Consider the following 25,307-nt stretch of genomic DNA (forward strand, 5'->3'; position numbering starts at 1 on the left):
GCTTGCCTGACAAGAGAGGATTTGAAATTGTCTGATGCCATCGCAATCAGGGAAGCAGACGCCGCAGATAGGGCGTTTCTGTTTGACCTTGCACCCCGCCTCTACAACGTGCCACGTCCATCGTGGCATACGCTCGATGCGATGATGCAGTTCCAAAACAGATTTATGGCCTCTACCTTGGAGCCCGCCGCCCCGAACTCTCTGACACTCATTGCCTCAGATCCAGGGGATAGAGCGCTTGGATACGTTCATTTGCAAACAAGTCGCGACGGCATCACCGACGAGGTTTGTGGCTATATCGCAATTATTGCCGTGATCGAGGAAGCCGAAGGAACGGGCGTGGCCCGACGACTGATCGTCGAGGCCCAAGAGTGGGCGCGTCGGCAAGGATATAGATTTCTAAGCCTCGACGTGTTTGCCGACAACAAGCGTGCCGTCAACTTCTACACTCGGGAAGGCTTTGAGGCCGAATCCATACGGATGGTCAAACCACTATGATACCCGTCTTCACTCAGGTCTACTATGTAGCGTAGATTCCTAGACCTTGCTAAGTTGCAGGTTTTATTCACAAATTCGGAATTTTCGCGACAAGGAGACGGTTTGACCTCACGTATCAAAATTGCCGTTGCTGGCGCTCAGGGTCATATGGGCCGCGCCGTCATCTCGATTCTCGCCGTGGACCCGGATTTCACGCATATTGGTAGCTTTGGGCGCATCGGCAGCACAGGCGACGGGTTGATTGATCGTTCGGCCGCGATCGAGGCAGCGGATGTGATTTTAGACTTTTCGACAGGAAGCGCCGCCGCCGAGCTGGCCGGGTTATGCGCGGCAAAGGGCGGGCCGGCCTTGGTGATCGGGGCGACGGGTTTTGAGGCGAAGGAAGTCGCCCGGATCGGTGAGGCCGCACGCAGGATTCCAATCGTGCGGTCCGGCAATTTCTCAATCGGCGTGAATATGCTGGTCGGCCTTGTCGCCCAAGTCGCCGGCACGTTCCCGGCCGAGATTTGGGACGTTGAAGTTTTGGAAGCCCATCATAGGCGGAAGATCGACGCCCCTTCTGGCACGGCATTGATGCTAGGCGAAGCGGCTGCACGCGGCCGTGGCGTTTCGCTCGCGTCCGTTGAGAGGCGATGCCGCGACGGCATCACAGGCGAGCGCCCGACCGGGGAAATCGGCTTTTCTGTCTTGCGAGGCGGCGGCATCGTGGCGGAGCACAGCGTTGTGTTCGCAGCCGGCGAGGAAGTCGTGACGCTTTCTCATTCCGCGCTCCATCGCGGCATGTTCGCGCGGGGCGCACTGGCGGCCGCGCGCTGGATCGTAGGACGAGCGCCCGGTGAATATGACATGCAAGATGTTTTAGGTCTGTCGCACAATTCCTGACTTTCTGACCCACTTGCGCCAACTGAATTTGCTCAACAATTCCAGGCGCAAAACTCGCTCGCAGAAGTCCGATTTTTGCGACGGACATTTGCGACACCTTGTGATCCGGATTCCGGGTCGCTCCTGCCCCTGATCGAGGGTCAGCATTTCGGCTTGAATATGATCGGACACGAGGTCGGGCCATAGCGTACCAACGACGGCAAATGGCGGAGAGGGAGGGATTCGAACCCCCGATAGGCTTGCACCTATGCCGCATTTCGAGTGCGGTGCATTCAACCACTCTGCCACCTCTCCGATGGCCCGGGTGATTTGCGCCACCCGCGGTCGGGGCGTGTTCTAGGCGAGGATGGCGGGCCAGACAAGGCACTGCAATAATATTTCCGTCACTGGCGCCTCGCGCCATCGAAGCACCGGATGACGCAAGAAAGTGCGCGGAAACAATGCGCTAGCAGGACGGTTCTGGTCCAATCGGCGCGCGGGCGAAGCAAAACAGCAGGAGCGGCCGATGGAGCATGTGACGATTCGGGCCAATGGCGCGGCGTTCCACGTCGCGCGGGCCGGCAGCGGCAGGCCGCTGCTGCTGTTGCATGGCTGGCCGGAATTCTGGCTGACCTGGAAGCCGGTGATGGCGCGGCTGGCCGACCGTTACACCCTGATCGCGCCCGATCTGCGCGGCTTCGGCGACAGCGATAAACCCCAAGGCCCTTACGGCCCCGATCAGCATACCGACGACATGCTGGCGCTGCTGGACGCGCTCGGCATCGACAAGGCGGGCGTGGTCGGCCACGACGTCGGCGGCGCGGTGATGCAGCCCCTCGCCCGCAAGGCGGCCGAGCGCATCGCCGGGCTGTTCTTCTTCGATTTCGTCTATCCCGGCATCGGGGCGCGGATGGCGGCGCCGGACCGGCTGAACCACATCTGGTACCAGTCGTTCCACCAGATGGAGATGGCGCCCGCGCTGGTCGGCGCTAACAGAGAGACCTGCCGCACGTACATCGGCCATTTCCTGCACAACTGGACGCATCGCAAGGCTGCGTTCGACGACGTGATCGAGGACTTCGCCGACAACTTCTTCAAACCCGGCAACCTCGCCGGCGGCTTCGCGCATTATCGCGCGTCACATGCGGGCCGCGTGAAGATGATGCAGGGCGAGGCGCCCGCGCTGCCGCCGATCACGGTACCAACCTGCATCCGCTGGGCCGAGCACGACCCGCTGTTTCCCTATGCCTGGACCGACCGGCTGGGCGAGACCTTCTCCGATCTGGATCTGAAGATGTTTCCCGATGTCGGGCACTTCCCGCATCGCGAGGACCCCGACCGCGCCGCGGCCGAGATCGCCGGCTTCTTCGCGCGGATCAATTGGAAGTAGAAAGTGGTGGGACCGCCAGGACGCGACAAAAACTGGCGGTCCCGTGCCGCTTCTTAATATTGCTGGCCGGGAAGTGCGGCTTCGCCGGTCGGCGGGAGCGACACCTCCACGGTAGCGGCCGGCGTCCAAACGGCAACGCGAAACCGATCTTAACCTAACCGATCAACCTTACCGCGCGATCGGCTGCGCCCAAGAATCTCAGGCCGTCTCAGGCATCGTCTCAGGCGTCGGCCTTCCTGGCTTTTTTGGCCTTTTTCTCGCTCTTTTCGTCTTCGGCGTCCTTGTCCTTTTTCTCGGCCTTCTTCTCGTCCTTGGCGTTGTCTTTCTTGCGATTGGTGTAGCGGGCATTGCCGAGCCCGGTTCCGATCGTCAGCACGCCCCAGCGCGCGACATCCTGCATGAACGGGACCTCGGCCAGTCCCTGCGCCACACCGTCATTGTGCATCACGATCGCGGTGTCATGATCGCCGATCTGCGGGATCGCCTCGACCAGGCTCGCCGGCAGGTTGAATTTGCTGCTCTCCCAATTGCCCGGCAAATTCTGTGCGCCCTTCTCGATCGAGCCGTCCTCGTTGATGACGCCGGGACAGGAGATGCCGATGAACGGCGCGAGCTTGAGGTTCTCCTTCTCGGCGGCGGCGATCAGATCCTTCAGCATCTTCACCAGCCGCTTCACCGCGCCTTCGCGCGTCGGCTCGTCATCGGCATGTCGCCACAGCTCCGATTTCCAGACCGCCGCCTTGGAGAGATCGGGCGCCTTCTTCCAGCGCGTCTCCACGATGCCGCAGCGGATATTGGTGCCGCCGATGTCGACGGCGAGCATGCCGTCATGGGCCTCGAAAATCCACGACGGCGCCAGATGCAGCGTGCCGATCAGCCCGGCATCATCGGGATGAAAGCGGATCGGCACCATGTCGACCTTGAAATCCTCCGACTTCAGGATGATGTCGGTGCGCGCGATGGCAAGCTCGCCGAGCCTGGAGTCGCGGAAGCCGCCGCCGACCACGATACGCTCGGTCTTGGCCCAGGCCTTGGTGCCGAGGAAGCGCCGCGTCACATAGGCGAGCTCCTGCGCAAACTCCTCGATCGCGCTGTGCACGACCGCGGAGGCCTCGGTGTCGTCGCCGACCAGCAATTCATCGAGCTTCTTCTTGCTGATCTGGTCCGACGGCTCCTCACCGAACGGATCCTCCTCCGATTTGCGCAGCGGCTTGCGCCAGCGGTCGAGGATCTTGCGGAAAGCGCCCTTGGAGGCGCGATCGCCGAGAAAACCCTCGTCGTCCTTCAGCTCGATGTTGAAGCTGTCGATGTCGACGGATGGCAGCCGCGCCGCGCCATGGTGCGCGATTCCCGTGGTCAGTCCGGTGTCTTCGGCCATTCGCCCTGCCCGCTTGAGGTTCCCAGCACTAACAATCGGGAACTCAAATGGTTGCGTCCCGCGCTCAGGCGCTCGGCCTGCGCGGGACGCAATTTTCGCAGGGGCGTCAGGCGGCCTTCACCCCGTAGCGCGCCGCCGGCGTGCTGCGCGACAGGTTCGGCATCAGCTTCTGGCGGGCCGCCTCATAGGCCTGCCAATCGGCAGCCTCCGGCAGCGACGGCACGGTGAAGACCTCGCCCTGGTCGAGGCCGGCCAGCGCAGCGTTCACCATGTCCTCGGCCTTCATCACGATCTCGCCGGGCAGATGCTCGACCGGCGTGCCGGCGATGTCCCAGAACTCGGTGGCGGTGGCACCGGGCAGCACGGCCTGGACGCGAATGTTCTTGTCCTTCAGCTCGTGCTGCAGCGAGTGGGTCAGCGCCAACACGAAGGCCTTGCTGCCGCCGTAGACGCCGTTGAGCAGTTCCGGCTGGACGCCGACGACCGAGGCGATGTTGATGATGGTGCCGCCGCCGCGCGTGACGAATCCCGGCACCGCCGCATAGGTCAGGCGCATCAACGCGTCGACATTGAGCGCGATCATGTCGCTCATCTTGTCGACATCGGATGCGAGCAGCGGCGCGGTGGCGCCGACGCCGGCGTTGTTCACGAGCACGCTGATGCCTTCGTTGCTGCGCAGAATGGACTCGATCCGCGATACATCGCCGCGCTTGGCGAGGTCGGCGGCGACGATCTCGATCGATCGGCCTGTCTCCTGCGAAAGACGCTTGGCGAGCCCATCGAGGCGCTCGCGGTTACGTGCAACGAGGATCAGATCGTAGCCACGCCGTGCGAGCCGGTCCGCATAGATGGCACCGATTCCGGACGACGCACCGGTAACGAGCGCCGTTCCTTTGGCTGACTTGGTCATGTTGGTCTCCTGTTTGACCTTGGACGGCCGAATTTGGCCGCTGCTCAGGTTTTTACAGGCCCTCTTGCGTGTCTCAAATGTCATATATACTCCTTTTTAGGACATAGATTGCCGTCGGAGGGTTCCATGCAGGAAATCGGCTTCGTCATCTTCAGGGATTTCCAGGTGATGGGCTTCACCGCCATCACCGCCTTCGAGGTCGCCAACCTGATCGCAGGTGCGCCCTTCTACGAGGTCACACTGCTGTCAGAGAACGGTGGCCCGGTGCGCTCATCCGCCGGCTTCAATGTCGAAACCGAAGCCTTTGGCGATCGCAGCTTCGACACGCTGTTTGTCGGCGCCGGCCACGAGCTTCACCCGGCATCGGCGAAGCTGATCGACTACATGCGGCGCGCCATGACGACATCGCAGCGCATCGCCGCGCCCTGCATCGGCGCCTTCTCACTGGCTGAAGCCGGCCTGCTCGACGGCCGGCGCGTCTCGACGCACTGGCAATTCGCCCCGGAATTGCAGGCCCGATTTCCCGGGCTCAAGGTCGAGCAGGACCGCATCTACATCGTCGACGGGCCGATCTGGACCTCGGCCGGCATGACCGCGACGATCGATCTGGCGCTCGCCATGATCGAGCATGATTTGGGCGTCGAGATCGCCCGTTCGGTGGCGCGCAAGCTCGTGGTCTATCACCGCCGCACCGGCGGACAGTCGCAGTTTTCAGCGCTGCTCGAGCTCGACCCGAAATCCGACCGCATCCAGAACGCCCTCAACTACGCCAAGGCGCATCTGCGCAACGAGCTCTCGGTCGAGGAATTGGCCGAAGTGGCACGGCTCAGTCCGCGCCAGTTCAGCCGCGCCTTCCGCGCCGAGACCGGCCAGTCGCCGGCCAAGGCGATCGAGCAGCTCCGGGTCGAGTCCGCGCGCGAATTGATCGGCGACGGCCGCCATTCGATGGACGAAATTGCTGGTGAGACCGGCTTTGCCGATCGCGAACGGATGCGGCGGGCGTTCCTGCGGGTGCTGGGCCAGCCGCCGCAGAGCATCCGCCGGCACGCGCGGGCTGCGGCCAAGACCGCGGCCTGAGGGTCAATCCGGGCCAAAATCACGCCAAACCCTTCATTTTTGGCCGGTTTTTGTCCTGCTTTACCTTGACTCCGCGTCGCTAGCGGCTATAAGTCCGCCCATCCGGCGCGGGGATTTCTCGCGCCGATCGTTTTTGCGCGATCCAGTTTGGGAATTCATTCCCTTCGCGCGAAACACATAACCCATAGCGACTGAACAAAAAGCCGACCCGGGCGATCCGTCCGAGGCCGGAACCGAACACGAAGGAATCAAACGATGTTCGCAGTCATCAAAACCGGCGGCCGGCAGTACCGTGTCGTTCCGAATGATGTACTCGAGATTGGCAAGATCGCCGGCGATGTCGGCACGATCGTGCAGCTAGGCGAAGTTCTGGTGCTCGGCGGTGACACGCCGGTGCTGGGAACGCCCACCGTGGCAGGCGCCACCGTTGCGGCCGAAGTGCTGCAGCACAAGCGCGGCGCCAAGGTGATCGCGTTCAAGAAGCGTCGCCGCAAGAATTCACGCCGCAAGCGCGGCTATCGCGACGAGCTCACGGTGCTTCGCATCACCGAGATCCTCGCCGATAACGCCAAGCCGACCATCGGCCCGCGGCCGAAGAAGGAAAAGGTCGCAGCTCCGGCAGAGGCGGCCGAGTAAGGCCGCCGCGGCAAGCGAGCAGAAGTGATCGTCGCGCTCTCAGATGTGAAGCGTGACAAAACGTGAAATGATTCCGTCAAGGAATTGATCTAGAGATCAAAGCGAAGTCGGAGACGAGCTATGGCTCATAAAAAAGCAGGCGGTTCATCGCGCAACGGACGTGATTCCAAGGGCAAGCGCCTTGGCATCAAGGCGTTCGGTGGCGAGCGCGTGATCCCCGGAAACATCATCGCGCGTCAGCGCGGCACCACCTGGCATCCTGGCCTTAATGTCGGCATGGGCACCGATCATACTCTCTTCGCCAAGGTCGAGGGTCATGTCGAGTTCCGTGCCAAAGCCAATGGCCGCACATTCATCTCGGTTATTCCGATGGCAGAAGCGGCCGAGTAGACGGTGGACACACATGAGTCCGCCGGGTCCTGTTGAACCGGCGGAGTCGCAAAGGGCTCCAAGGGGAGGCGGGATGACCGGCCTCCCCTTTTCGTTGCGCGCGATCCGGTTCGACGGCGCGCAACGTTCCAAGCGTTGCGTACCGATTGTCGCATCACAGGAGCTCGACATGTTGCAGGACATCCCGACGCCGACCTTGCGCGAGGCAAGAGCTTGCGTCCTCGAGACCGAACGGCTGACCTTGCGCAAGCCGACGCTCGCGGACGTAAAAGCCATCGCTCGCCTCGCCAATGACCGCCGGATCGCGGAGAACACCCGCCGCCTGCCGCATCCCTATACCCAGGACGACGCCATCGACTTCGTGCGCGCGCTCGGCGCCGGCGGACGCGAAACCGTCTTCCTGATCGAGAACAATCACACGCCGATCGGCATGGTCGGCATCGACTGGCGCGAGGAGACTGCGGCCGAACTCGGCTACTGGCTCGGCGTCGACCATTGGGGCCAGGGCTTCGGCACCGAGGCCGCGCGCGCTGCCATCGACTACTTCTTCGAGGAATTCGATCTCGACCAGCTGATCGCGGGCGCCCGTGTCGTCAACCCGTCGTCGCGCAACATCCTCGAGAAGTGCGGCTTCCAGTGGAGCGGCGTCGAGCTGCACCGCTTCGAGGCGCTGGGCTCATCGAGCCCGGTGGATGCCTTCCGGCTGTCGCGCAGCGTCTGGGCTTCGCTGAAGAGCTGGAACAACTCGACCCGGCGGGAGAGCTGAGGCTTCCGGCCTTCACCCTCCCCTGGAGGGGGAGGGTCGCTGGGCATGTAGCGGAGCGGATTGCGCAGCGGGGTGGGGTGACGGTCTCTCCACTCGGACGCTGCCCGAGTTGAGAGATCACCCCACCCCGTCTCACATTTCGCTGCGCTCAATGTGATCCGACCCTCCCCCTCCAGGGGAGGGTAAGAATTAGGCCGGCGGATTCACTGCGGAATCCGTGCGCCCCAGCTGCTGCTCGCGCACGAAGATGTAGAGGCCAGCCCCGATGATGATTGCGGCGCCGATGATCGTGGCCCAGGACGGCACGTCGCCGAACCCCACGAAGCCGAAGATCACCGCCCAGACGATCATCGAATACTGGTACGGCACCACCACGCTTGCCGGCGCGAGCTTCAGCGAACGGTTCACGCACAGCAGCGCCGCGACCGAGATGATGCCGGCGGTGAAGAACAGCACGAGGCTGCCGGCTGATGGCGTCACCCAGCCGAACGGCGAGAGCACGAGCCCCAGGATGAACGTGCCGCCGAATTGCGATGTCGCCAGCACGATGTCGGGCGTCGCACGCAGCGAGCGCGTGATCAGCATCAGCACCGCAAACGACAGGCTGCCGCCGAGCGCGATCATCGCCGGCCAGCTGATGGTCTGCGCCGATGGCCGCAGCGCGATCAACACTCCGCAAAAGCCGACCAGGATCGCGGTCCAGCGCCGCCAGCCGATATGCTCGCCGAGCACGAGGCCCGACATCGCGGTGACGAAGATCGGTCCGGCCAAATAGTAGGTGATGACGTCAGCGAGCGGCAGATAGACCGTCGCCAGGAAGAACGCCGCGACCTCCAGCGTCGACAGCGTGACGCGCAGCAATTGCAGCCACGGACGCTCCAGGTGCAGGAAATCCGCGCGCCGCTTCCACACGATCGGCAGCAGCACGAGCAGCGCCGCGCAGGCGCGCAGCCACAGCAATTGCCCGACCGAATAGGTGGCGACGATGAACTTGCCCATCGCGTCGCCGAACGAGAACATGAAGATCGACAGCAGCATCAACCCGATGCCGGCGAGCCGCGCTGATCGATCGTCGTAGGAGGACAGTTTTGCGAACAGGCTCATTGTTCTCTTGTTGTCGCCGCCTCTGAGTCGGGCCGGTCCTGTCGCCGGTTTTACCGACGTCGTTGCGCAGGACAACCCCGGCTGCGGCAGATCGAACCAATTGTCGCAGTGCGGCGCCTGCGCTACCGGTAGAGCGTTTTCGAGCGAAGTGGATACCGGTTCGCGTGAAGAAAACGCGTCAAAACAAGAATCTAGAGCCCCGTTCCGATTCAATCGGAACGGGATAGGCTCTCGGGCAGCCATTCAAGAAGCAGAGCAGGAAACGCCGCATGAGCGAATTCGACCCCACCCAACATCGCATGGTCCCCGCGCAGCGGTGGTTCGAGGATTTCGTGCTCGGCGAGCGCTTCGTGATTCCGAGCCGGACCCAGACCTCGGCCGTGTTCGCGGCGTTCCAGACCGCCAGCGGCGACACCCATCCGATCCATTACGACGTCGAATATTGCCGCACACGCGGCATGCCGGACCTGCTCGCGCACGGCTTCCAGACCCTGGTGCACACTGCGCCCGGCGCCGGGCTGTTTCCCTATGTCGTGGAGGAGTCGCTGGTCGGCTTCCTGGAACAGTCGAGCAAGTTCCTGAAACCGGTCTATGCCGGCGATACCATCTACCCCGCGCTGGAGGTGATCGAGCTGGCGCCCGGCCGAACCACCGGCGTCGTGACGCTGCGCTCGACCGTGCACAACCAGCGCCGCGAGCTGGTGCTGGAGGGGATGCAGAAATTCCTGGTGCGGCGCCGGCCGGGCTAGCTGCGAGGGGCCGCAAAAAGGCCCGAAAATTAAGGCTTTCTGCCGAAGTCAGGGCGCTTCTGGGTTGCCGCAGCGGCCGCCCTGCCCTAACTAGAGCACGCCGGTCCTGATGACATCAGAACCGGTGCGCTCTCGATTCTCATTTTGACGCGTTTTCTTCACGCGAACCGGCGACCACTTCGCTCGAAAACGCTATAGTAGCGGATCATGAAATTCCTCGATGAAGCCAAGGTCTATATTCGCTCCGGCGACGGCGGCAACGGCTGCGTCGCGTTCCGGCGCGAGAAGTTCATCGAGTTCGGCGGCCCCTCCGGCGGCAATGGCGGCCGCGGCGGCGACGTCATCATCGAGTCCGTCGACGGACTGAACACGCTGATCGACTACCGCTACCAGCAGCACTTCAAGGCGCAAAAAGGCACCAATGGCATGGGCAAGGACCGCCATGGCGCCAACGGCAAGCCGATCGTGCTGAAAGTGCCTGTCGGCACCCAGGTATTCGACGAAGACCGCGAGACGCTGCTGCACGATTTCACCGAACTCGGTGAGAAATTCGTGCTGGCTGAAGGCGGCAATGGCGGCTTCGGCAATGCGCATTTCAAGTCTTCCACCAACCGCACGCCGCGCAACGCAAATCCCGGCGCGCCGGGTGAAGAACGATGGATCTGGCTGCGGCTGAAGCTGATCGCCGACGCTGGCCTTGTCGGCCTGCCCAACGCCGGCAAATCGACCTTCCTGTCGGTGGTCAGCGCGGCGCGGCCGAAGATCGCCGACTATCCCTTCACCACGCTGCATCCGCAGCTCGGGGTGGTGAATTACGGCGGCCGCGAATTCGTGCTCGCCGACATCCCCGGCCTGATCGAAGGCGCGCATGAGGGCGCGGGCCTCGGCGATCGTTTCCTCGGTCATGTCGAGCGCTGCCGCGTGCTGCTGCATCTGGTCGATGCGACCTGTGAGCACGCCGGCAAGGCCTACAAGACGGTGCGCACCGAGCTCGAGGCCTATGAAGGCCAGCTCGCCGACAAGATCGAGATCGTCGCGCTGAACAAGATCGACGCGGTGGAGCCGGACGAGTTGAAGAAGCAGAAGGACCGCCTCAAGCGGGCGGCGAAGAAGACGCCGCTGTTGCTGTCCGGCGTGACCGGCGAAGGCGTGCAGGACGCGCTGCGCGCGCTGGTCGAGGTGATCGGCGAAGCGCCGGTGTCCAACAAGGCCAAGGGCCAGACGGAGCCGTGGGCTGTGCCGGTGCCGCAGGGTTGACGGCATCTCGACTTGTCTAGCCACTTCGTGGCGCCTCTTGCTTCCACCTTCCTGCCAGACCGATCCCATGAAACGCCCCGCGCTCAAGAACTTTCGCCGCATCGTCGTCAAGGTCGGCTCGTCGCTGCTGGTCGACTCGCAGGCCGGCGAAGTCCGCGCATCCTGGCTCGCCGCGCTGGTCGACGACATCGCAAAACTCCACAAGCGAGGCTGCGAGGTCATGGTGGTGTCGTCGGGCTCGATCGCGCTCGGCCGCAGCCGCCTGAAGCTGCCGCGCGGCCCGCTGAAGCTCGAGGAGAGCCAGGCTGCTGCTGCCGTCGGCCAGATCGCGCTGGCGCGAATCTGGTCGGAGGTGCTCGGCCATCACGGCATCGGCGCCGGGCAGATCCTCGTGACCTTGCAGGATACCGAGGAACGCCGCCGTTATCTCAACGCGCGCTCGACCATCGCCAAGCTGCTGGAATGGGGCGCGGTGCCCGTGATCAACGAGAACGACACCGTCGCGACCACCGAGATCCGCTACGGCGACAATGATCGCCTCGCCGCCCGCGTCGCCACCATGGCGAGCGCGGACCTGTTGATCCTGCTGTCCGATATCGACGGCCTCTACACCGCGCCGCCCGCGGTCGATCCCGATGCGAAACTGATCCCGGTGGTCGAGAGCATCACCTCGGAGATCGAAGGGATGGCGGGCTCGGCCGGGTCCGAACTGTCGCGCGGCGGCATGACCACCAAGATCGAGGCCGCGAAGATCGCGACCACCGCCGGCACCCACATGCTGATCGCCTCCGGCAAGATCGAGCATCCTTTGCAGGCGATCGCCGACGGCGGCCGCTGCACCTGGTTCCTGACCCCGGCCAATCCCGTCACCGCGCGCAAGCGCTGGATTGCGGGCTCGCTCGAGCCGAAGGGCACGCTGACCATCGATGCCGGCGCGGTCGCGGCGCTGCGCGCCGGCAAGAGCCTGCTGCCGGCGGGCGTGATCCGGGTCGACGGCCAGTTCGCCCGCGGCGACGCCGTGGTGGTGCGCGGCCCCGACACCCATGAGATCGGCCGCGGCCTGGTCGCCTACGACGCCGAGAATGCCGAGAAGATCAAGGGCCGCTCCTCGCCCGACGTGATGGCCATTCTGGGCATCAGCGGCCGCTCCGAGATGATCCACCGCGACGACCTCGTGATCGGCCCGGCCGGGGCGATCCCGGCCAAGTAGCCATTGGGTAGGCCATTGGCCGAGCGGGGCTGCCCGCCGCCCACCTGCCATGCCGGTTCCGCGCCTCGCCACCCGTCAATTGCCATGCTAGAACATGGCCTTATTGCAAAGTTGGGACTTCCATGAGCGCCCCCCTGAAGGCGATCGACGGCAACGCCGATCTCGCCGCCCTGATGACCGACCTCGCCGCCAAGGCCCGCGCCGCCGCGCGCGTGCTGGCGCTGGCGCCGCCGGAGCAGAAGAACCGGGCGCTCACTGCAATCGAGCGCGCGATCCGGGCCAACGCGCCGGCCATCCTCGCCGCCAATGCCGAGGATGTCGCCGAGGCGCGCGCGGGCGGCATGACCGCTGCCTTCGTCGACCGCCTGACACTGACGCAGGCGCGCGTCGACGCCATGGCCGATGGCGTTGCCACCGTGCGCGAGATTGTTGATCCGGTCGGCGCCGTCACCGAAAGCTGGCAGCGGCCGAACGGCATGACCATCGAGCGCGTCCGCGTGCCGCTCGGCGTGATCGGCGTGATCTTCGAAAGCCGCCCCAACGTCGCCGCCGACGCCGGCGTGCTGTGCCTGAAGTCCGGCAACGCGGTGATCCTGCGCGGCGGCTCCGACAGCTTCCGCTCCTGCCGCGCGATCCATGATTGCCTGGTGCATGGCCTGCGCGAAGCCGGCCTGCCCGAGGCCGCGATCACCCTGGTGCCGACCCGTGACCGCGCGGCCGTCGGCCTGATGCTGACGGGATTGAACGGCGGCATCGACGTGATCGTGCCGCGCGGCGGCAAGAGCCTGGTCGCACGCGTCGAGGCTGAGGCACGCGTTCCGGTGTTCGCGCATCTGGAGGGCGTCAACCACATCTATGTCGATGCCAGCGCCAGACTCGATATGGCCAAGGCGGTCGTGCTGAACGCCAAGATGCGCCGTCCCGGTGTCTGCGGCGCCGTCGAGACCCTGCTGATCGATCGCAACGCTGCCGCGACCAAGCTGAAACCGCTGGTCGAGTTGCTAATCGATGCCGGTTGCGAGGTGCGCGGCGACGACATCGTGCAAGGCGCCGATGCCAGGGTGAAGCCCGCATCCGACGAGGACTGGAACACCGAATATGAGGACGCGATCATCTCGGCGAAGATCGTCGGCAGTCTCGATGAGGCGATCGCGCATATTCAAAATCACGGCTCGCATCACACAGATGCGATCGTGACGGAGGATGCCGCTGCCGCGCAGAGATTCCTCAACGAGGTCGATTCGGCGATCGTGCTGCACAACGCCTCGACCCAGTTCGCCGATGGCGGCGAGTTCGGCTTCGGCGCCGAGATCGGAATTGCCACCGGCAAATTCCACGCCCGCGGGCCGGTCGGCGCCGAGCAGCTGACGAGCTTCAAGTACCGCGTCCACGGCACCGGGCAGACACGGCCGTGATCATTGTCGCACGCGCACGGTAGACCCTTGCAACAAACTTCCACCGGGCCGCTATCTCCCGCCCAGGCGCTTCCGTTCTATACCAACGGCATGCGCATCGGGCTGCTCGGCGGCTCGTTCAATCCGCCGCACGCCGCGCATCGCGCCATCAGCCAGTTCGCGCTCAAGCGCCTGCAGCTCGACCGCGTGTGGTGGCTGCTGACGCCGGGCAATCCGCTGAAGAACCATGACGGCCTGCACGCGCTCAACGAGCGCGCCGCGGCTGCGCGTCGCGTTGCCGACGATCCGCGCATCGACATCAGCTGTCTCGAAGCTGTCATCGGTGTCCGCTACACTGTCGACACGATCATCCACTTGCGCCGCCGTGTCTCCGGCGTGCACTTCGTCTGGATCATGGGCGCTGACAATCTCGCGCAATTTCATCGCTGGAAAGATTGGCGGCGCATCGCGTCCGATGTGCCGATTGCCGTGATCGACCGTCCGCCCCAGAGTTTCCGCGCCCTTGCCGCACCGGCGGCGCAGGCGCTGATGCGCTATCGCTTGCCCGAAAATCAGGCGACACGGCTGGCCGATCAACAGGCGCCGGCCTGGGTGTTCCTGACAGGAATGAAATCCAATCTGTCTTCGACCGGACTGCGGAACCCGGACGGGAGCTGGAGAACGGCGTGAGGCGCAAAAGGGTTACTGGAATATTGAAACCATTAACCCCACATGCGTAATATGGTGCGTGGGGCCGAGGATTCGGCACCCGCGATACAGTGAAAGGAATGGTCCCTGGCCACATCTGTATTGTCCAAGTCTGTTTTACCCAAGGTTCCCAAGACTGCGCGTAAAACATCGACGAAAACCGCGGCCTTGCAGGCGCAACCGGACGCCGACAAACCGGATGCCAACAAGACGCTGAGCCTGATCCTCTCTCGCCTCGACGACATGAAGGCGGAAGAGACGGTCACCATCGACCTTCGCGGCAAATCCGCATATTCCGACTACATGATCGTCACCACCGGCCGGGTTAACCGGCACGTTGGCGCGATCGCGGAAAATGTGACGAAGAGCCTCAAGGAAAACGGGGTCAAGAACATCCACGTCGAGGGCTTGCCCAATTGCGACTGGGTGCTGATCGATTCCGGCGAGGTGATCGTGCACGTGTTCAGGCCTGAGGTGCGTGAGTTCTACAATCTCGAGCGGTTGTGGACTCAGAACCCGGCGGTCGCGGCGGTCTAAGGCGTATCGAAGCCGATGCGAATCGGCTGCAGCGCAGCTAGTCTGCGTTGATGCGTCTCGTCGTGATCTGCATCGGCCGTCTGAAACAGGGCCCTGAACGGGAGCTCGCCGAGCGTTACCGCGAGCGCTTCGAGGATATCGGCCGCAAGCTCGGCTTTCGCGGCCTCGAGATCCATGAGATAGCGGAGAGCCGCGCGCGCGACACGGCCGCGCGCATCATTGAGGAGGCGGCGGCGATCGCGGCGCTGCTGCCGGAAAAGCACATGCTGGTCGCGCTCGACGAACGCGGCAAGAGCATCGACAGCGCGAGCTTTGCGCAGCAGCTCGGCCGCTGGCGCGACGAGGGGGCAGCACATACTGTCTTCGTGATCGGTGGTGCTGACGGACTTTCGCCTGAATTGCAGCGCAAGGCTTCGTTGCGTATTGCATTCGGCTCCGCGACCTGGCCGCACCAAATGGTCCGCGTCATGCTTCTGGAACAGATTTATCGGGCCGCGACCATTTTGGCCGGCCATCCCTACCATCGCGCCTGAGGCGCGGTGACGGACAGTCGAAAGCGCTGAACGCACGCGAATGCAGCATAAGCGGGACACAGCTTCGGATTCGCATCTCGGCGCCGCACGCCGCCGCTGGCTGCCGGCATCCCTGCCTCTGTCGATCGCCATGCTCGCCGCCTATCCGCTGACCGCGGCGCATGCGCAGGCGACACCATCAGCGCAACAACCCACCCCGCCCGCACAGCAGGCCGCGACAGCGGAGACATCGCCCGACGCCATCAAGCAGCGCGAGCAGGAGCTCGAGGCCGCGCGCGAACAGCAGCGCAAGGCCACCGAGCTGCAGGAGAAGCTGAAGGCCGACATCGCCGCGATCGGCCAGGACCGCAGCAAGCTCAATCAGCAGCTGATCGACATTGCCGGCCAGGTGCGCGGCGTCGAGACGCGGATCGCCGACGCCGAGGCACGCCTGCAGCCGCTCGACGGCCGCGAGCGCGAAATCCGCGGCTCGCTCGATTCACGCCGCTCCGAAGTGATCGAGGTGCTGGCCGCGTTGCAGCGTGCCGGACGGCGTACGCCGCCGGCGCTGCTGGTGCGGCCCGAGGACGCACTGCAATCGCTGCGCACCGCGATGCTGCTCGGCGCGGTGGTGCCGGAATTGCGCGTCCGCGCGGAGAAGCTCGCGGCCGATCTCGGCGAACTGGTCGCGCTGCGCAAGACCATCTCGACCGAGCGCGATGCGCTGGCGGCCGATCGCGACAAGCTCAGGGAAGACCAGACGCGCCTTGCGGCGCTGGTCGACGAACGGCAGCGGCAGCAGAGTGCGGCCGAAAAGGACATGGAGGCCGAAGGCGCCCGCGCCATCGCGCTGTCGAAGCAGGCCGCCGATCTGCAGGGCCTGATCGCCAAGATGGAGCAGGATCTCAAGAGCGCAGCCAAGGCCGCCGCCACGGCCAGCCTCCAGGGGGCTCCCGCGACCGTTAACGGCAAGCCCAATCTGGGGGCGCTCAAGGACCCGGCCCGGATGAGCCCGGCGGTCGCCTTCGCCTCGGCCAAAGGCCTGTTCTCCTATCCCGTGAATGGCATCAAGATTCGCGAATTTGGCGGTTCCGACGGCGCGGGGGGCGTACAAAAGGGCATTTCCTTGGCCGCCAAACCGGGCGCACAGGTCACAACCCCGTGTGACGGCTGGGTTGTTTACGCTGGTCCTTTCCGCAGCTATGGACAACTCTTGATCCTCAATGCCGGGGGCGGGTATCATGTCCTGATCGCCGGGATGGAGCGTATTTCGGTAAACATCGGCCAGTTTGTGCTAACGGGGGAGCCGGTTGCGACCATGGGGTCGACGTCCCAGGTTGCATCCATTCTCGCGACCAATGCGAGCCAGCCAGTGCTCTATGTCGAGTTCCGGAAAGACGGCACTCCAATCGATCCAGGTCCATGGTGGGCCGCAAATGAAGGCGAAAAGGTTCGCGGATGATGCGCAAGACTTCGGTAATTCTCCTTAGCGCCGCCACCGGCGCGGCCCTGACGCTTTTCGTCACGCAGCCCCGCGCTGTGCTGATGGGATCGAGCGCGCGCGCCGCGACGTCGGACACCTACCGCCAACTCAATCTGTTCGGCGACGTGTTCGAACGCGTGCGCAGCGACTATGTCGAGAAGCCGGATGACAGCAAGCTCGTCGAGTCCGCGATCTCGGGCATGCTGTCCGGTCTCGATCCGCACTCGAGCTACATGGATGCCAAGAGCTTCCGCGACATGCAGGTGCAGACCCGCGGCGAGTTCGGCGGCCTCGGCATCGAAGTCACGATGGAAGACGGCCTGATCAAGGTCGTCTCGCCGATCGACGACACGCCGGCCTCGAAGGCCGGCATCATGGCCAACGACATCATCACGACCCTCGACGACGAAGCCGTGCAGGGCCTGACCTTGAACCAGGCCGTCGAGAAGATGCGCGGTCCGGTCAACACCAAGATCAAGCTCAAGATCATCCGCAAGGGTCAGGACAATCCGATCGACGTCACGCTGGTGCGCGACAACATCCGCGTCCGCTCGGTGCGCGCACGCGTCGAGGCCGACGACATCGCCTACATCCGCATCACGACCTTCAACGAGCAGACCACCGAAGGCCTGAAGAAGGAAGTTGCCAACCTGCAGAGCCAGATCGGCGACAAGCTGAAGGGGTACATCATCGACCTCAGAAACAACCCCGGCGGCCTGCTCGAAGAAGCCGTCACCGTGTCCGACGCCTTCCTGGAGCGTGGCGAGATCGTGTCGACCCGCGGACGCAATGCCGAGGAAACCCAGCGCCGCGCGGCTCACCCCGGCGACCTGACCAAGGGCAAGCCGGTCATCGTGCTGATCAACGGCGGCTCGGCCTCGGCCTCCGAAATCGTCGCCGGCGCACTGCAGGACCACAAGCGGGCGACGCTGGTCGGCACCCGCTCGTTCGGCAAGGGTTCGGTGCAGACCATCATCCCGCTCGGCTCGGGCAACGGCGCGCTGCGCCTGACCACCGCGCGCTACTACACGCCGTCGGGCAAGTCGATCCAGGCCAAGGGCATCGTGCCCGACATCGAGGTGCTGCAGGACGTGCCGGACGAGTTGAAGGCGCGGACCGACACCAAGGGCGAGGCCTCGCTGCGCGGCCATCTGAAGAACGACGGCGACGAGAAGACCGGCTCGCAGTCCTACGTCCCGCCGGACGCCAAGGACGACAAGGCGCTGAAGATGGCCGACGACCTGCTGCACGGCATCAAGTCGACCTCGAGCGCGACGCCGGCACCGGCAGCGCCCGGCGACAAGGCCGCGGTCGACAAGCCCGGCAACAAGGCCGCGAACTGATCCAATCCAATCGTTGTGGCGAACAGGGCGGCCCTCGGGCCGCCCTTTCTGCTTTCGCCGTCCACCGCAGCCCGTGCTTTGACGGGGGAGGCCGGCGCGCGGGAATGCACCGCATCGTGCTATCGTTCGCGCTGTTGATTCGGGGAGGGGCATGGCAGAAGCGGCCGACGAACTGAGCACGCCGCTTGGGCAGCAGACCGTGGGCAGGACGCGCCGTTTCCGCCTGCCATTCACGGCGATGCAGGCGCTCGCCGTGCTGCTGGGGCTCGTGCTGGTCGGCTTCGCCGGCGTCGCGCTGTTCAACGACAATCCGCTCGGCGGCGAACCGATTGCCCGCATCGCGCTCCGTAGTCCCCCGCCCGCAGCCGCCGACGATAAACACGCCCCGGCCGAACCGGCGGTCAAATCCGCAGCCAAGGCGCCGGCCGCAGCCGGCGATGCCAGGAACGACGCCAGGACCGTCACCATCATCGACGGCTCCAGCGGCAAGCGCCAGGATGTGGTGATCGGCGCCGGCGATCCGGCCGAAAAGACGACGGATGGCGACGCGCCGCCGCTCGCGATGACCGGGATCGACCCGCGCCTGCTGGAAAAATCGCGCTACGGCATGATCCCGGCGGTCGCCGACGGCCTGAAGCCGTTCACGGTCTATGCGGCCGAGGCCGACCGCGCCAAGGCGGCCCGGATGCCCGTGGTCGCCATCGTGATCGCCGGCCTCGGGGTGGGCGCCGCCAAGACCACTGACGCCATCATGAAGCTGCCGCCGGCCGTGACGCTGGCCTTCACACCCTATGGCGCCGACCCCGGCAAGCTCGCGGAACGCGCGAGGGCGCAGCGCCACGAGATCCTGCTGCAGATCCCGATGGAGCCATTCGACTATCCCGACAACGATCCGGGCCCGCAGACCCTGCTGACCACATTGAGCAGCGAGCAGAACCTCGACCGTCTCTATTGGCACCTCAGCCGCCTGCAGGGATATGCCGGGATCGCCAATTTCATGGGAGCCCGGTTCGTCGCAACCGACCCCGTGATGCAGCCCATCGTGCGCGAGGCGGCCAAGCGCGGCCTGAGTTATTTCGACGACGGTTCCACCCCGCGCAGCGTCGCGCAGAGCCTCTCGGCCGGCCAATCGTTGCCGTTCGCCAAGGCCGATTTCGCCATCGACGTGGTGCCGACATCGGCGGAAATCGACCGCGCGCTGGTCAAGCTGGAAACGATCGCCAAGGAACGCGGCACGGCCGTGGGCGTCGCCTCGGCGCTGCCGGTCTCGATCGAGCGGCTCGGCACCTGGCTCAAGACACTGGACTCCAAGGGCATCATGCTTGTGCCATTGACAACGGCGATGCTGAAATCAAAATCGGGCTAGAAGATCAATCTGTTGGTGCAACCTAAGACCTTGCCGGGGGGCCGGGTCGGGTGGCGCCAGGAACTGTGCGAGGTAGCGGCAGCATGGCACGTTATGAGGACCTGCCCTATCGAACCTGCGTCGGCATCATGCTTTTGAATACGGCGGGACTGGTCTTCATCGGACGCCGCGCCGGCGGCATCGAGCATGTCGACGACGCGCATGTCTGGCAAATGCCGCAAGGCGGCGTCGATCCCGGTGAGGATACGTTTCAGGCCGCACGGCGCGAGCTCTATGAAGAGACCAGCGTCAAGTCGGTGGAGAAGCTCGGCGAGGTCTCGGACTGGCTGATCTATGATATCCCGCGCACCGTCGCGGGCCGCGCCTGGAAGGGCCGCTATCGCGGCCAGCGGCAGAAGTGGTTCGCGCTGCGCTTCACCGGCGACGAGAACGAGATCAACGTCGCCCACCCCGGCGGCGGCCACAAGGCCGAGTTCGTCACCTGGCGCTGGGAGCCGATGAAGAATCTTCCGGAGCTGATTGTGCCGTTCAAGCGTCCGGTCTATGAGCGCGTCGTGAAGGAATTCGCCGGTCTGGCGGCCAAGTGATTGGCCAGATGATCGGCCAGATCAACGCGCGACGCACCGGTCGAGATGTCATCAGATAAGCCCTATCGCCCCAATGTGGGCATTGCGCTGTTCAACGGCGACGGACGCGTGTTGATCGGCCACCGGATCAAGGACGACGGTCCGGAGATCGTGCTGCCCGGCCTCGAATGGCAGATGCCGCAAGGCGGTATCGACGATGGCGAGGATCCGCGCCAGGCCGTGATGCGCGAATTGTGGGAGGAGACCGGAGCGGTCAACGCCGACTATCTCGGCGAGACCGACTGGATGACCTACGAATTCCCGGCCTATGACGGGCCGGCATCGCATCGGCTGGCCAAATTCCGCGGCCAGCGGCAGAAATGGTTTGCGCTGCGCTTCACTGGACGCGACGAGGAGATCGATCCATTGACGCCGCGCAACGGCCAGCCCGCCGAGTTCGATCAATGGCGCTGGGAGCGTCTCGATCGCGTCGCCGATCTCGTGGTGCCGTTCCGCCGCGAGGTCTATCGCGCGGTCGCGATCCGGTTCGCGGAATTCGCTAAAGCGCGATGAGATTAGGTTGAATCGTCATCGCGCTTTAGATTCTCGTTCGAGCATGATCTCCGCGCAAACGCGTTCCGCGTTTGTCGCGAGGGAAAACCGCTTCACACTTTTCCGGATCATGCTCTAGCTGATCCTGCGGCGGAAGGCGCCGCGCATCACCCGGCGTCATGCCGTAGGTCGCGCGGAACACGCGATAGAAGGTCGCGATGCTGTCGAAGCCGCACGAGAACGCGATCTTGTCGATGCCGCGTTCCTGCATCGATGAGAGAAGCCGCCTCGCCTCCTTCAACCTCGTCGCTGTCAGCGTTCGCGCAAACGAGAGACCGGTCGGCTCGAACAGCGCATGCAATTGCCGCAGTGAAATGCCGAGCTCGGCGGCGACGGCGGCCGGCGTGAGCGAGGCGCGATGCAGATCGCGCAGCAGGATCTCGCGCGCGGCATGCAGGTAGCCCGCATGCAGCGCCGCACGGATCTCATCCTGGCGTGGCCGCACGCGTCCGCGCGCAAGCAGCGCCAGGCGCGCCATATGCGTAACCTCGCCGGCGAACTGCCCGGCTTGCGCCGGATCGCGCGTCATGGAGCGGAACATGGCGCCGACAAGCTGGGTCAGGCTCGCATCACGCGCCAGCGTGACCGGCGGCACGTCCTCGATCCGCGCACCGAGCACGAGCTCGTCGGTGACGGGAATCTTGAGGCTGAAGAAGCGAAAGCCGTCGGTCCGATCGGGCGTCGACGCAAACGGAAGATTGGAATGGCCGAACACCATATCTCCGTTGCCTACCCATTGGATGCGATCGCGGCCGATATTCATGTGACCGGGGCCGCGCACCTGCCAGCCGAGATGCAGGCTGTTGCTCGGAACACGTCCGATGTCGGATGATGTCCGGCTGACGCGGTAGGACGACGCCGACATTTCCGCCAGCACGGCGCCGCCGACCTGCGTCGCGGAAAAGTGTCCGCGGAAATCGGGCCGCTTGTCGCGCTCGAGCTCGATGGTAACCCCGAACAGGCTTTTGCCGCGCACGTCGCACCAGTGCTCGAAACGGTCCTGCGGGCGGAGAGCATCGGTGGAGAAAGTCAGCACAGCATCTTGTCCGTTACATCCGAAGTAGCATCACGATACCATGGGGCCAATTCGTCATCGCGCCGCAGCTTGTCATTGGTGCACGATCCCCGCTGTAAGCTGCTTCACATTTTTCGGATCGTGTTCAGAGCGCGATGACGATTCACCTCAATCTTATCGCGCCTGGGCTCTCGGTTTGCGCATGATCCCCGCGTTACACGTTTGTCGCGAAGCAGCTCTGCCGGATCATGCTCTGGTGAGCTGAATGCGAAGTTCGTGCGATTTCGCGGCAGCCGCTTTCACGAACTTCGCATTCATAAAGCACACTAGAATCATAAGTTTGCTAGTGTCCTTATCGAATCCGAAGTTCGCTCCGAAGGTGCGGCGAATGATACGAACTTCGGATTCGGGACACTAGTCCGGGACGACCGCAACCGCCTTCCAGCCTGCCGTCGGAGACGCTTCCGGAAGCAACAAGTATTCAACGCCCGCCGGGGTGCGGCGAGCGTTGAATTGTTCAGGCCTTCGTCGGCGATGACTGGAAAAGTGTGAGCGATTTCACAAAGAGAGCCGGCTCACTCGACGCTATGGCGCGATCGCTGGTCAGCAATCGCGCCTTAGTGCATAGCCGTCGCGTTGAGCTCGTGCTGGATGCCCTTGAAGTGGTCGAGCCGCTCGATCGCGTGGTCGAGCTCGGAGCCTTCCTTCTCGGAGAGCTTCTCCTCCATCTCGTTGATCGTCTCGGCGAACTTCGCGCGATCGAGATCTGCAATCGCGGTCGCGACGTCGGCGAGCACGGTGAGGCCCTTGTCCGACACCTCGGCGAGGCCGCCGAGCACGATCACCTTCTCGCGCTTGCCTGCGCTCGTGATCGTCAGGATACCCGGACGAATCGTGGCGATGACCGGAGCATGGCCGGCGAGCACACCGAAATCACCCTCCACGCCGGGGACGTCAACCTGATCGACCTCGCCGGAGAAGGCGAGCTTTTCGGGAGAGACGAGATCGAAGTGGAAGGTGGCCATGGTCTTTCCGTTCTTTGCGCTGTCACCCGCGGGCTCGACCCGCGGGTCCATCAGTCAAAACAGTTCTCGTTCGATGGATCGCCGGATCAAGTCCGGCGATGACGACATCATGAAGCTTAGGCCGCCTCGGCGGCGAGCTTCTTGCCCTTCTCGACGGCTTCTTCGATCGTGCCGACCATGTAGAACGCCGCTTCCGGCAGATGGTCGTACTTGCCCTGGCAGAGATCGCGGAAGCCCTTGATGGTGTCGGCGAGATCGACGAACTTGCCGGGCGAGCCGGTGAAGATTTCGGCGACGTGGAACGGCTGCGACAGGAAGCGCTCGACCTTGCGGGCGCGGGCGACGGTCAGCTTGTCCTCTTCCGACAGTTCGTCCATGCCGAGAATGGCGATGATGTCCTGCAGCGACTTGTAGCGCTGCAGGATCTGCTGGACGAGGCGCGCGGTGTTGTAGTGCTCTTCACCGACAACGAGCGCCGACAGCATGCGCGAGGTCGAGTCGAGCGGGTCCACCGCCGGATAGATGCCCTTTTCCGAGATCGCGCGCGACAGCACCGTGGTGGCGTCCAAGTGCGCGAACGAGGTGGCGGGCGCCGGGTCGGTCAAGTCGTCGGCCGGCACGTAGATCGCCTGCACCGAGGTGATCGAACCCTTCTGGGTGGTGGTGATGCGCTCCTGCAGCGCGCCCATGTCGGTCGCGAGCGTCGGCTGATAACCCACCGCCGAAGGAATACGGCCCAGCAGCGCCGACACTTCCGAACCCGCCTGGGTGAAGCGGAAGATGTTGTCGACGAAGAACAGCACGTCCTGGCCCTGGTCGCGGAAGTGCTCGGCGACCGTCAGACCGGTCAGACCGACGCGGGCGCGGGCGCCCGGCGGTTCGTTCATCTGGCCGAACACCAGCGCGCACTTCGACTTCACGCTCGGATCCGGATTGTGCGGATCGGCGTTGACCTTCGATTCGATGAACTCGTGATAGAGGTCGTTGCCTTCACGGGTCCGCTCGCCGACGCCGGCGAACACGGAGTAACCACCGTGCGCCTTCGCGACGTTGTTGATCAGCTCCTGAATCAGCACGGTCTTGCCGACGCCGGCGCCGCCGAACAGGCCGATCTTGCCGCCCTTCGCGTACGGAGCAAGAAGATCGACGACCTTGATGCCGGTGACGAGAATTTCGGCTTCGGTCGACTGGTCGGTGTAGGTCGGCGCTTCCTGGTGGATGGCGCGCAGGCCTTCGGACTTGATCGGACCGGCTTCGTCGATCGGCTCGCCGATGACGTTGATGATGCGGCCGAGCGTGCCTTCGCCGACCGGCACCCGGATCGGCTCGCCGGTGTCGGTGACTTCCTGGCCGCGCACCAGACCTTCGGTGATATCCATCGCGATGGTGCGGACGGTCGATTCACCGAGATGCTGTGCGACTTCGAGCACCAGGCGGTTGCCGCCGTTCTTGGTCTCGAGCGCATTCAGAATCGCCGGAAGATGGCCTTCGAACTGCACGTCGACCACGGCGCCCGTGACCTGGGTAACGCGACCGATCTGATTGGCTGCTGTAGCCATGGACTGTTCTCCTTCGAAAATCTGCCTTAGACCGCCTCAGCGCCGGAGATGATCTCGATCAGCTCCTTCGTGATCTGGGCCTGACGGGTTCGGTTGTAAATCAGGGTTTGCTTACGGATCATCTCGCCGGCGTTGCGCGTCGCGCTGTCCATCGCGCTCATCTGCGCGCCGTAGAACGAGGCGTTGTTCTCCAGCAGCGCGCGGAAGACCTGCACCGCGAGGTTGCGCGGCAGCAGGCTGCCGAGAATCTGGTCCTCTTCCGGCTCGTATTCGTACGAGGTCGCGGGAGCCGCGCTGGCGGCGGGTGCAGCCACCTCGAGCGGGATGATCTGCTGCGCGGTCGGGATCTGCGCGATCACCGACTGGAAGCGCGAATAGAACAGCGTGCAGACATCGAATTCGCCGGCCTCGAACCGCGCCAGCACCTTGTTGGCGATGTCCTCGGCGTTGACGAAGCCGATCTGCCGCACCGAGCGCAGGTCGAGGTGCTCGACGATCCGCTTCTCGAACGTCCGCCGCAGCTGCTCGTAGCCCTTGCGGCCGACGCAGAAGAATTTGACTTCCTTGCCCTGCGCGAGCAGCGACTGCGCCCGCTCGCGCGCCAGACGCACGATCGCGGAGTTGAATGCGCCGGACAGGCCGCGCTCGCCGGTGCAGACCAGCAGCAGGTGCACCTGGTCGCTGCCGGTGCCGGCCAGCAGCGCCGGCGCACCGGGCGAGCCGTTGGCCGCGGCAGCGATGTTGGAAATCACCGCGTCCATCTTGGTGGCATAGGGCCGCGCCGCCTCGGCGGCGTTCTGCGCGCGGCGCAGCTTCGAGGCTGCGACCATCTGCATGGCCTTGGTGATCTTCTGCGTCGCCTTGGTCGAGGCGATGCGGACCCGCATGTCTTTCAGTGACGCCATTCTTCGTCCACCCCGGCAATCCGACCGCAACGGTCAGATCGCAAGCCTCTCTGTTC

The 25,307-nt window shown here is 64.3% G+C and carries 26 protein-coding genes and 1 tRNA gene; 19 read left to right on the forward strand and 8 right to left on the reverse strand.

The window, feature by feature from the left end:
- The first annotated feature begins 27 nt into the window (after nucleotides 1–27).
- Together ACE10Z_RS41850 and dapB are read left to right on the forward strand one after the other, a co-directional pair.
- Nucleotides 28–498 carry a GNAT family N-acetyltransferase gene (locus ACE10Z_RS41850; RefSeq protein ID WP_375785900.1) on the forward strand — a complete coding sequence of 157 codons (471 nt, stop codon included), beginning with the start codon at nucleotides 28–30 and terminating at the stop codon, nucleotides 496–498.
- A gap of 102 nt (nucleotides 499–600) precedes the next feature.
- The gene (dapB, locus tag ACE10Z_RS41855) at nucleotides 601–1,380 is read left to right on the forward strand and encodes a 4-hydroxy-tetrahydrodipicolinate reductase (RefSeq protein ID WP_375785901.1); all 780 of its coding nucleotides are present in this window, start codon (nucleotides 601–603) and stop codon (nucleotides 1,378–1,380) included.
- 204 nt (nucleotides 1,381–1,584) lie between these two features.
- Here dapB and ACE10Z_RS41860 read toward each other — a convergent pair.
- Nucleotides 1,585–1,674, reverse strand: a tRNA-Ser gene (locus tag ACE10Z_RS41860).
- 211 nt (nucleotides 1,675–1,885) lie between these two features.
- Here ACE10Z_RS41860 and ACE10Z_RS41865 point away from each other — a divergent pair.
- The gene (locus ACE10Z_RS41865; protein WP_375785902.1) at nucleotides 1,886–2,749 is read left to right on the forward strand and encodes an alpha/beta fold hydrolase; all 864 of its coding nucleotides are present in this window, start codon (nucleotides 1,886–1,888) and stop codon (nucleotides 2,747–2,749) included.
- Nucleotides 2,750–2,969: 220 nt separating this feature from the next.
- On the opposite strand, the gene ACE10Z_RS41870 is transcribed toward ACE10Z_RS41865, so the two are convergent.
- Both ACE10Z_RS41870 and ACE10Z_RS41875 read right to left on the reverse strand, forming a co-directional pair.
- Nucleotides 2,970–4,127, reverse strand: coding sequence for an ROK family protein (locus ACE10Z_RS41870; protein WP_375785903.1), 1,158 nt, complete (start codon nucleotides 4,125–4,127; stop codon nucleotides 2,970–2,972).
- Between the two features lie 106 nt (nucleotides 4,128–4,233).
- Nucleotides 4,234–5,037, reverse strand: a complete 804-nt coding sequence (locus tag ACE10Z_RS41875; protein WP_375785904.1) for an SDR family NAD(P)-dependent oxidoreductase — start codon at nucleotides 5,035–5,037, stop codon at nucleotides 4,234–4,236.
- Between the two features lie 126 nt (nucleotides 5,038–5,163).
- Between ACE10Z_RS41875 and ACE10Z_RS41880 the strand changes: the two genes are divergently transcribed.
- The 4 genes from ACE10Z_RS41880 to ACE10Z_RS41895 all read left to right on the forward strand — a co-directional run bounded on the left by ACE10Z_RS41880 (nucleotide 5,164) and on the right by ACE10Z_RS41895 (nucleotide 7,906).
- On the forward strand, nucleotides 5,164–6,114 hold the full coding sequence (locus ACE10Z_RS41880) for a GlxA family transcriptional regulator (RefSeq protein WP_375785905.1): 951 nt from the start codon (nucleotides 5,164–5,166) through the stop codon (nucleotides 6,112–6,114).
- Between the two features lie 255 nt (nucleotides 6,115–6,369).
- Complete coding sequence (gene rplU / locus ACE10Z_RS41885; RefSeq protein WP_375785906.1) at nucleotides 6,370–6,750, forward strand: 50S ribosomal protein L21; 381 nt, start codon at nucleotides 6,370–6,372, stop codon at nucleotides 6,748–6,750.
- 120 nt (nucleotides 6,751–6,870) lie between these two features.
- Nucleotides 6,871–7,140 (forward strand): 50S ribosomal protein L27, encoded by a 270-nt coding sequence (gene rpmA / locus ACE10Z_RS41890; protein WP_024583287.1) that lies wholly within the window; start codon nucleotides 6,871–6,873, stop codon nucleotides 7,138–7,140.
- Nucleotides 7,141–7,309: 169 nt separating this feature from the next.
- The gene (locus tag ACE10Z_RS41895) at nucleotides 7,310–7,906 is read left to right on the forward strand and encodes a GNAT family N-acetyltransferase (protein ID WP_375785907.1); all 597 of its coding nucleotides are present in this window, start codon (nucleotides 7,310–7,312) and stop codon (nucleotides 7,904–7,906) included.
- A 189-nt stretch (nucleotides 7,907–8,095) separates the two neighbouring features.
- Here the strand turns inward: ACE10Z_RS41895 and ACE10Z_RS41900 are convergent, their stop codons facing one another.
- Nucleotides 8,096–9,010 (reverse strand): DMT family transporter, encoded by a 915-nt coding sequence (locus tag ACE10Z_RS41900; RefSeq protein ID WP_375785908.1) that lies wholly within the window; start codon nucleotides 9,008–9,010, stop codon nucleotides 8,096–8,098.
- A 269-nt stretch (nucleotides 9,011–9,279) separates the two neighbouring features.
- On the opposite strand from ACE10Z_RS41900, the gene ACE10Z_RS41905 reads away from it, so the two are divergent.
- From ACE10Z_RS41905 to ACE10Z_RS41960, 12 genes are all read left to right on the forward strand, one after another.
- Nucleotides 9,280–9,759: a MaoC family dehydratase gene (locus ACE10Z_RS41905; protein WP_375785909.1), complete on the forward strand. Its 480-nt coding sequence runs from the start codon at nucleotides 9,280–9,282 to the stop codon at nucleotides 9,757–9,759.
- 207 nt (nucleotides 9,760–9,966) lie between these two features.
- Nucleotides 9,967–11,016, forward strand: coding sequence for a GTPase ObgE (gene obgE / locus ACE10Z_RS41910; RefSeq protein WP_375785910.1), 1,050 nt, complete (start codon nucleotides 9,967–9,969; stop codon nucleotides 11,014–11,016).
- Between the two features lie 67 nt (nucleotides 11,017–11,083).
- Complete coding sequence (proB, locus tag ACE10Z_RS41915; RefSeq protein ID WP_375785911.1) at nucleotides 11,084–12,226, forward strand: glutamate 5-kinase; 1,143 nt, start codon at nucleotides 11,084–11,086, stop codon at nucleotides 12,224–12,226.
- Between the two features lie 122 nt (nucleotides 12,227–12,348).
- Nucleotides 12,349–13,641, forward strand: a complete 1,293-nt coding sequence (locus tag ACE10Z_RS41920; protein ID WP_375785912.1) for a glutamate-5-semialdehyde dehydrogenase — start codon at nucleotides 12,349–12,351, stop codon at nucleotides 13,639–13,641.
- A gap of 90 nt (nucleotides 13,642–13,731) precedes the next feature.
- Complete coding sequence (locus ACE10Z_RS41925) at nucleotides 13,732–14,310, forward strand: nicotinate-nucleotide adenylyltransferase (RefSeq protein WP_229165810.1); 579 nt, start codon at nucleotides 13,732–13,734, stop codon at nucleotides 14,308–14,310.
- Between the two features lie 186 nt (nucleotides 14,311–14,496).
- Nucleotides 14,497–14,865, forward strand: coding sequence for a ribosome silencing factor (gene rsfS / locus ACE10Z_RS41930; RefSeq protein ID WP_173640701.1), 369 nt, complete (start codon nucleotides 14,497–14,499; stop codon nucleotides 14,863–14,865).
- Nucleotides 14,866–14,915: 50 nt separating this feature from the next.
- The gene (rlmH, locus tag ACE10Z_RS41935) at nucleotides 14,916–15,398 is read left to right on the forward strand and encodes a 23S rRNA (pseudouridine(1915)-N(3))-methyltransferase RlmH (RefSeq protein WP_375785913.1); all 483 of its coding nucleotides are present in this window, start codon (nucleotides 14,916–14,918) and stop codon (nucleotides 15,396–15,398) included.
- A 40-nt stretch (nucleotides 15,399–15,438) separates the two neighbouring features.
- The gene (locus ACE10Z_RS41940) at nucleotides 15,439–16,839 is read left to right on the forward strand and encodes a murein hydrolase activator EnvC family protein (RefSeq protein ID WP_375785914.1); all 1,401 of its coding nucleotides are present in this window, start codon (nucleotides 15,439–15,441) and stop codon (nucleotides 16,837–16,839) included.
- Nucleotides 16,836–18,203 carry a S41 family peptidase gene (locus tag ACE10Z_RS41945; RefSeq protein WP_375785915.1) on the forward strand — a complete coding sequence of 456 codons (1,368 nt, stop codon included), beginning with the start codon at nucleotides 16,836–16,838 and terminating at the stop codon, nucleotides 18,201–18,203. Before ACE10Z_RS41940 ends, ACE10Z_RS41945 begins: the two co-directional genes overlap by 4 nt.
- Nucleotides 18,204–18,354: 151 nt before the next feature.
- Nucleotides 18,355–19,569, forward strand: coding sequence for a divergent polysaccharide deacetylase family protein (locus ACE10Z_RS41950; protein ID WP_375785916.1), 1,215 nt, complete (start codon nucleotides 18,355–18,357; stop codon nucleotides 19,567–19,569).
- Between the two features lie 83 nt (nucleotides 19,570–19,652).
- Nucleotides 19,653–20,156, forward strand: a complete 504-nt coding sequence (locus ACE10Z_RS41955) for an RNA pyrophosphohydrolase (RefSeq protein ID WP_097675902.1) — start codon at nucleotides 19,653–19,655, stop codon at nucleotides 20,154–20,156.
- Nucleotides 20,157–20,201: 45 nt separating this feature from the next.
- Nucleotides 20,202–20,708: an RNA pyrophosphohydrolase gene (locus tag ACE10Z_RS41960; protein WP_375785917.1), complete on the forward strand. Its 507-nt coding sequence runs from the start codon at nucleotides 20,202–20,204 to the stop codon at nucleotides 20,706–20,708.
- 25 nt (nucleotides 20,709–20,733) lie between these two features.
- Here the strand turns inward: ACE10Z_RS41960 and ACE10Z_RS41965 are convergent, their stop codons facing one another.
- From ACE10Z_RS41965 to ACE10Z_RS41980, 4 genes are all read right to left on the reverse strand, one after another.
- Nucleotides 20,734–21,783: a helix-turn-helix transcriptional regulator gene (locus ACE10Z_RS41965; RefSeq protein ID WP_375785918.1), complete on the reverse strand. Its 1,050-nt coding sequence runs from the start codon at nucleotides 21,781–21,783 to the stop codon at nucleotides 20,734–20,736.
- A gap of 596 nt (nucleotides 21,784–22,379) precedes the next feature.
- Nucleotides 22,380–22,787, reverse strand: a complete 408-nt coding sequence (locus ACE10Z_RS41970) for a F0F1 ATP synthase subunit epsilon (RefSeq protein WP_375785919.1) — start codon at nucleotides 22,785–22,787, stop codon at nucleotides 22,380–22,382.
- A gap of 116 nt (nucleotides 22,788–22,903) precedes the next feature.
- Nucleotides 22,904–24,346: a F0F1 ATP synthase subunit beta gene (gene atpD / locus ACE10Z_RS41975; protein ID WP_375785920.1), complete on the reverse strand. Its 1,443-nt coding sequence runs from the start codon at nucleotides 24,344–24,346 to the stop codon at nucleotides 22,904–22,906.
- Nucleotides 24,347–24,372: 26 nt separating this feature from the next.
- On the reverse strand, nucleotides 24,373–25,251 hold the full coding sequence (locus ACE10Z_RS41980; protein WP_375785921.1) for a F0F1 ATP synthase subunit gamma: 879 nt from the start codon (nucleotides 25,249–25,251) through the stop codon (nucleotides 24,373–24,375).
- Nucleotides 25,252–25,307 lie beyond the last annotated feature (56 nt).

It is taken from the genome of Bradyrhizobium sp. Pha-3 (assembly GCF_042258615.1).
Classification (GTDB): Bacteria; Pseudomonadota; Alphaproteobacteria; order Rhizobiales; family Xanthobacteraceae; genus Bradyrhizobium.

Bases quoted from the DNA above. Each gene is read 5' to 3' on its own strand.
- ACE10Z_RS41865 (WP_375785902.1), top strand. From the start codon at position 1,886: ATGGAGCATGTGACGATTCGGGCCAATGGCGCGGCGTTCCACGTCGCG.
- ACE10Z_RS41870 (WP_375785903.1), bottom strand. From the start codon at position 4,127: ATGGCCGAAGACACCGGACTGACCACGGGAATCGCGCACCATGGCGCG.
- ACE10Z_RS41875 (WP_375785904.1), bottom strand. From the start codon at position 5,037: ATGACCAAGTCAGCCAAAGGAACGGCGCTCGTTACCGGTGCGTCGTCC.
- ACE10Z_RS41880 (WP_375785905.1), top strand. From the start codon at position 5,164: ATGCAGGAAATCGGCTTCGTCATCTTCAGGGATTTCCAGGTGATGGGC.
- rplU (WP_375785906.1), top strand. From the start codon at position 6,370: ATGTTCGCAGTCATCAAAACCGGCGGCCGGCAGTACCGTGTCGTTCCG.
- rpmA (WP_024583287.1), top strand. From the start codon at position 6,871: ATGGCTCATAAAAAAGCAGGCGGTTCATCGCGCAACGGACGTGATTCC.
- ACE10Z_RS41895 (WP_375785907.1), top strand. From the start codon at position 7,310: ATGTTGCAGGACATCCCGACGCCGACCTTGCGCGAGGCAAGAGCTTGC.
- ACE10Z_RS41900 (WP_375785908.1), bottom strand. From the start codon at position 9,010: ATGAGCCTGTTCGCAAAACTGTCCTCCTACGACGATCGATCAGCGCGG.
- ACE10Z_RS41905 (WP_375785909.1), top strand. From the start codon at position 9,280: ATGAGCGAATTCGACCCCACCCAACATCGCATGGTCCCCGCGCAGCGG.
- obgE (WP_375785910.1), top strand. From the start codon at position 9,967: ATGAAATTCCTCGATGAAGCCAAGGTCTATATTCGCTCCGGCGACGGC.
- proB (WP_375785911.1), top strand. From the start codon at position 11,084: ATGAAACGCCCCGCGCTCAAGAACTTTCGCCGCATCGTCGTCAAGGTC.
- ACE10Z_RS41920 (WP_375785912.1), top strand. From the start codon at position 12,349: ATGAGCGCCCCCCTGAAGGCGATCGACGGCAACGCCGATCTCGCCGCC.
- ACE10Z_RS41925 (WP_229165810.1), top strand. From the start codon at position 13,732: ATGCGCATCGGGCTGCTCGGCGGCTCGTTCAATCCGCCGCACGCCGCG.
- rlmH (WP_375785913.1), top strand. From the start codon at position 14,916: ATGCGTCTCGTCGTGATCTGCATCGGCCGTCTGAAACAGGGCCCTGAA.
- ACE10Z_RS41940 (WP_375785914.1), top strand. From the start codon at position 15,439: ATGCAGCATAAGCGGGACACAGCTTCGGATTCGCATCTCGGCGCCGCA.
- ACE10Z_RS41945 (WP_375785915.1), top strand. From the start codon at position 16,836: ATGATGCGCAAGACTTCGGTAATTCTCCTTAGCGCCGCCACCGGCGCG.
- ACE10Z_RS41950 (WP_375785916.1), top strand. From the start codon at position 18,355: ATGGCAGAAGCGGCCGACGAACTGAGCACGCCGCTTGGGCAGCAGACC.
- ACE10Z_RS41955 (WP_097675902.1), top strand. From the start codon at position 19,653: ATGGCACGTTATGAGGACCTGCCCTATCGAACCTGCGTCGGCATCATG.
- ACE10Z_RS41960 (WP_375785917.1), top strand. From the start codon at position 20,202: ATGTCATCAGATAAGCCCTATCGCCCCAATGTGGGCATTGCGCTGTTC.
- ACE10Z_RS41970 (WP_375785919.1), bottom strand. From the start codon at position 22,787: ATGGCCACCTTCCACTTCGATCTCGTCTCTCCCGAAAAGCTCGCCTTC.
- atpD (WP_375785920.1), bottom strand. From the start codon at position 24,346: ATGGCTACAGCAGCCAATCAGATCGGTCGCGTTACCCAGGTCACGGGC.
- ACE10Z_RS41980 (WP_375785921.1), bottom strand. From the start codon at position 25,251: ATGGCGTCACTGAAAGACATGCGGGTCCGCATCGCCTCGACCAAGGCG.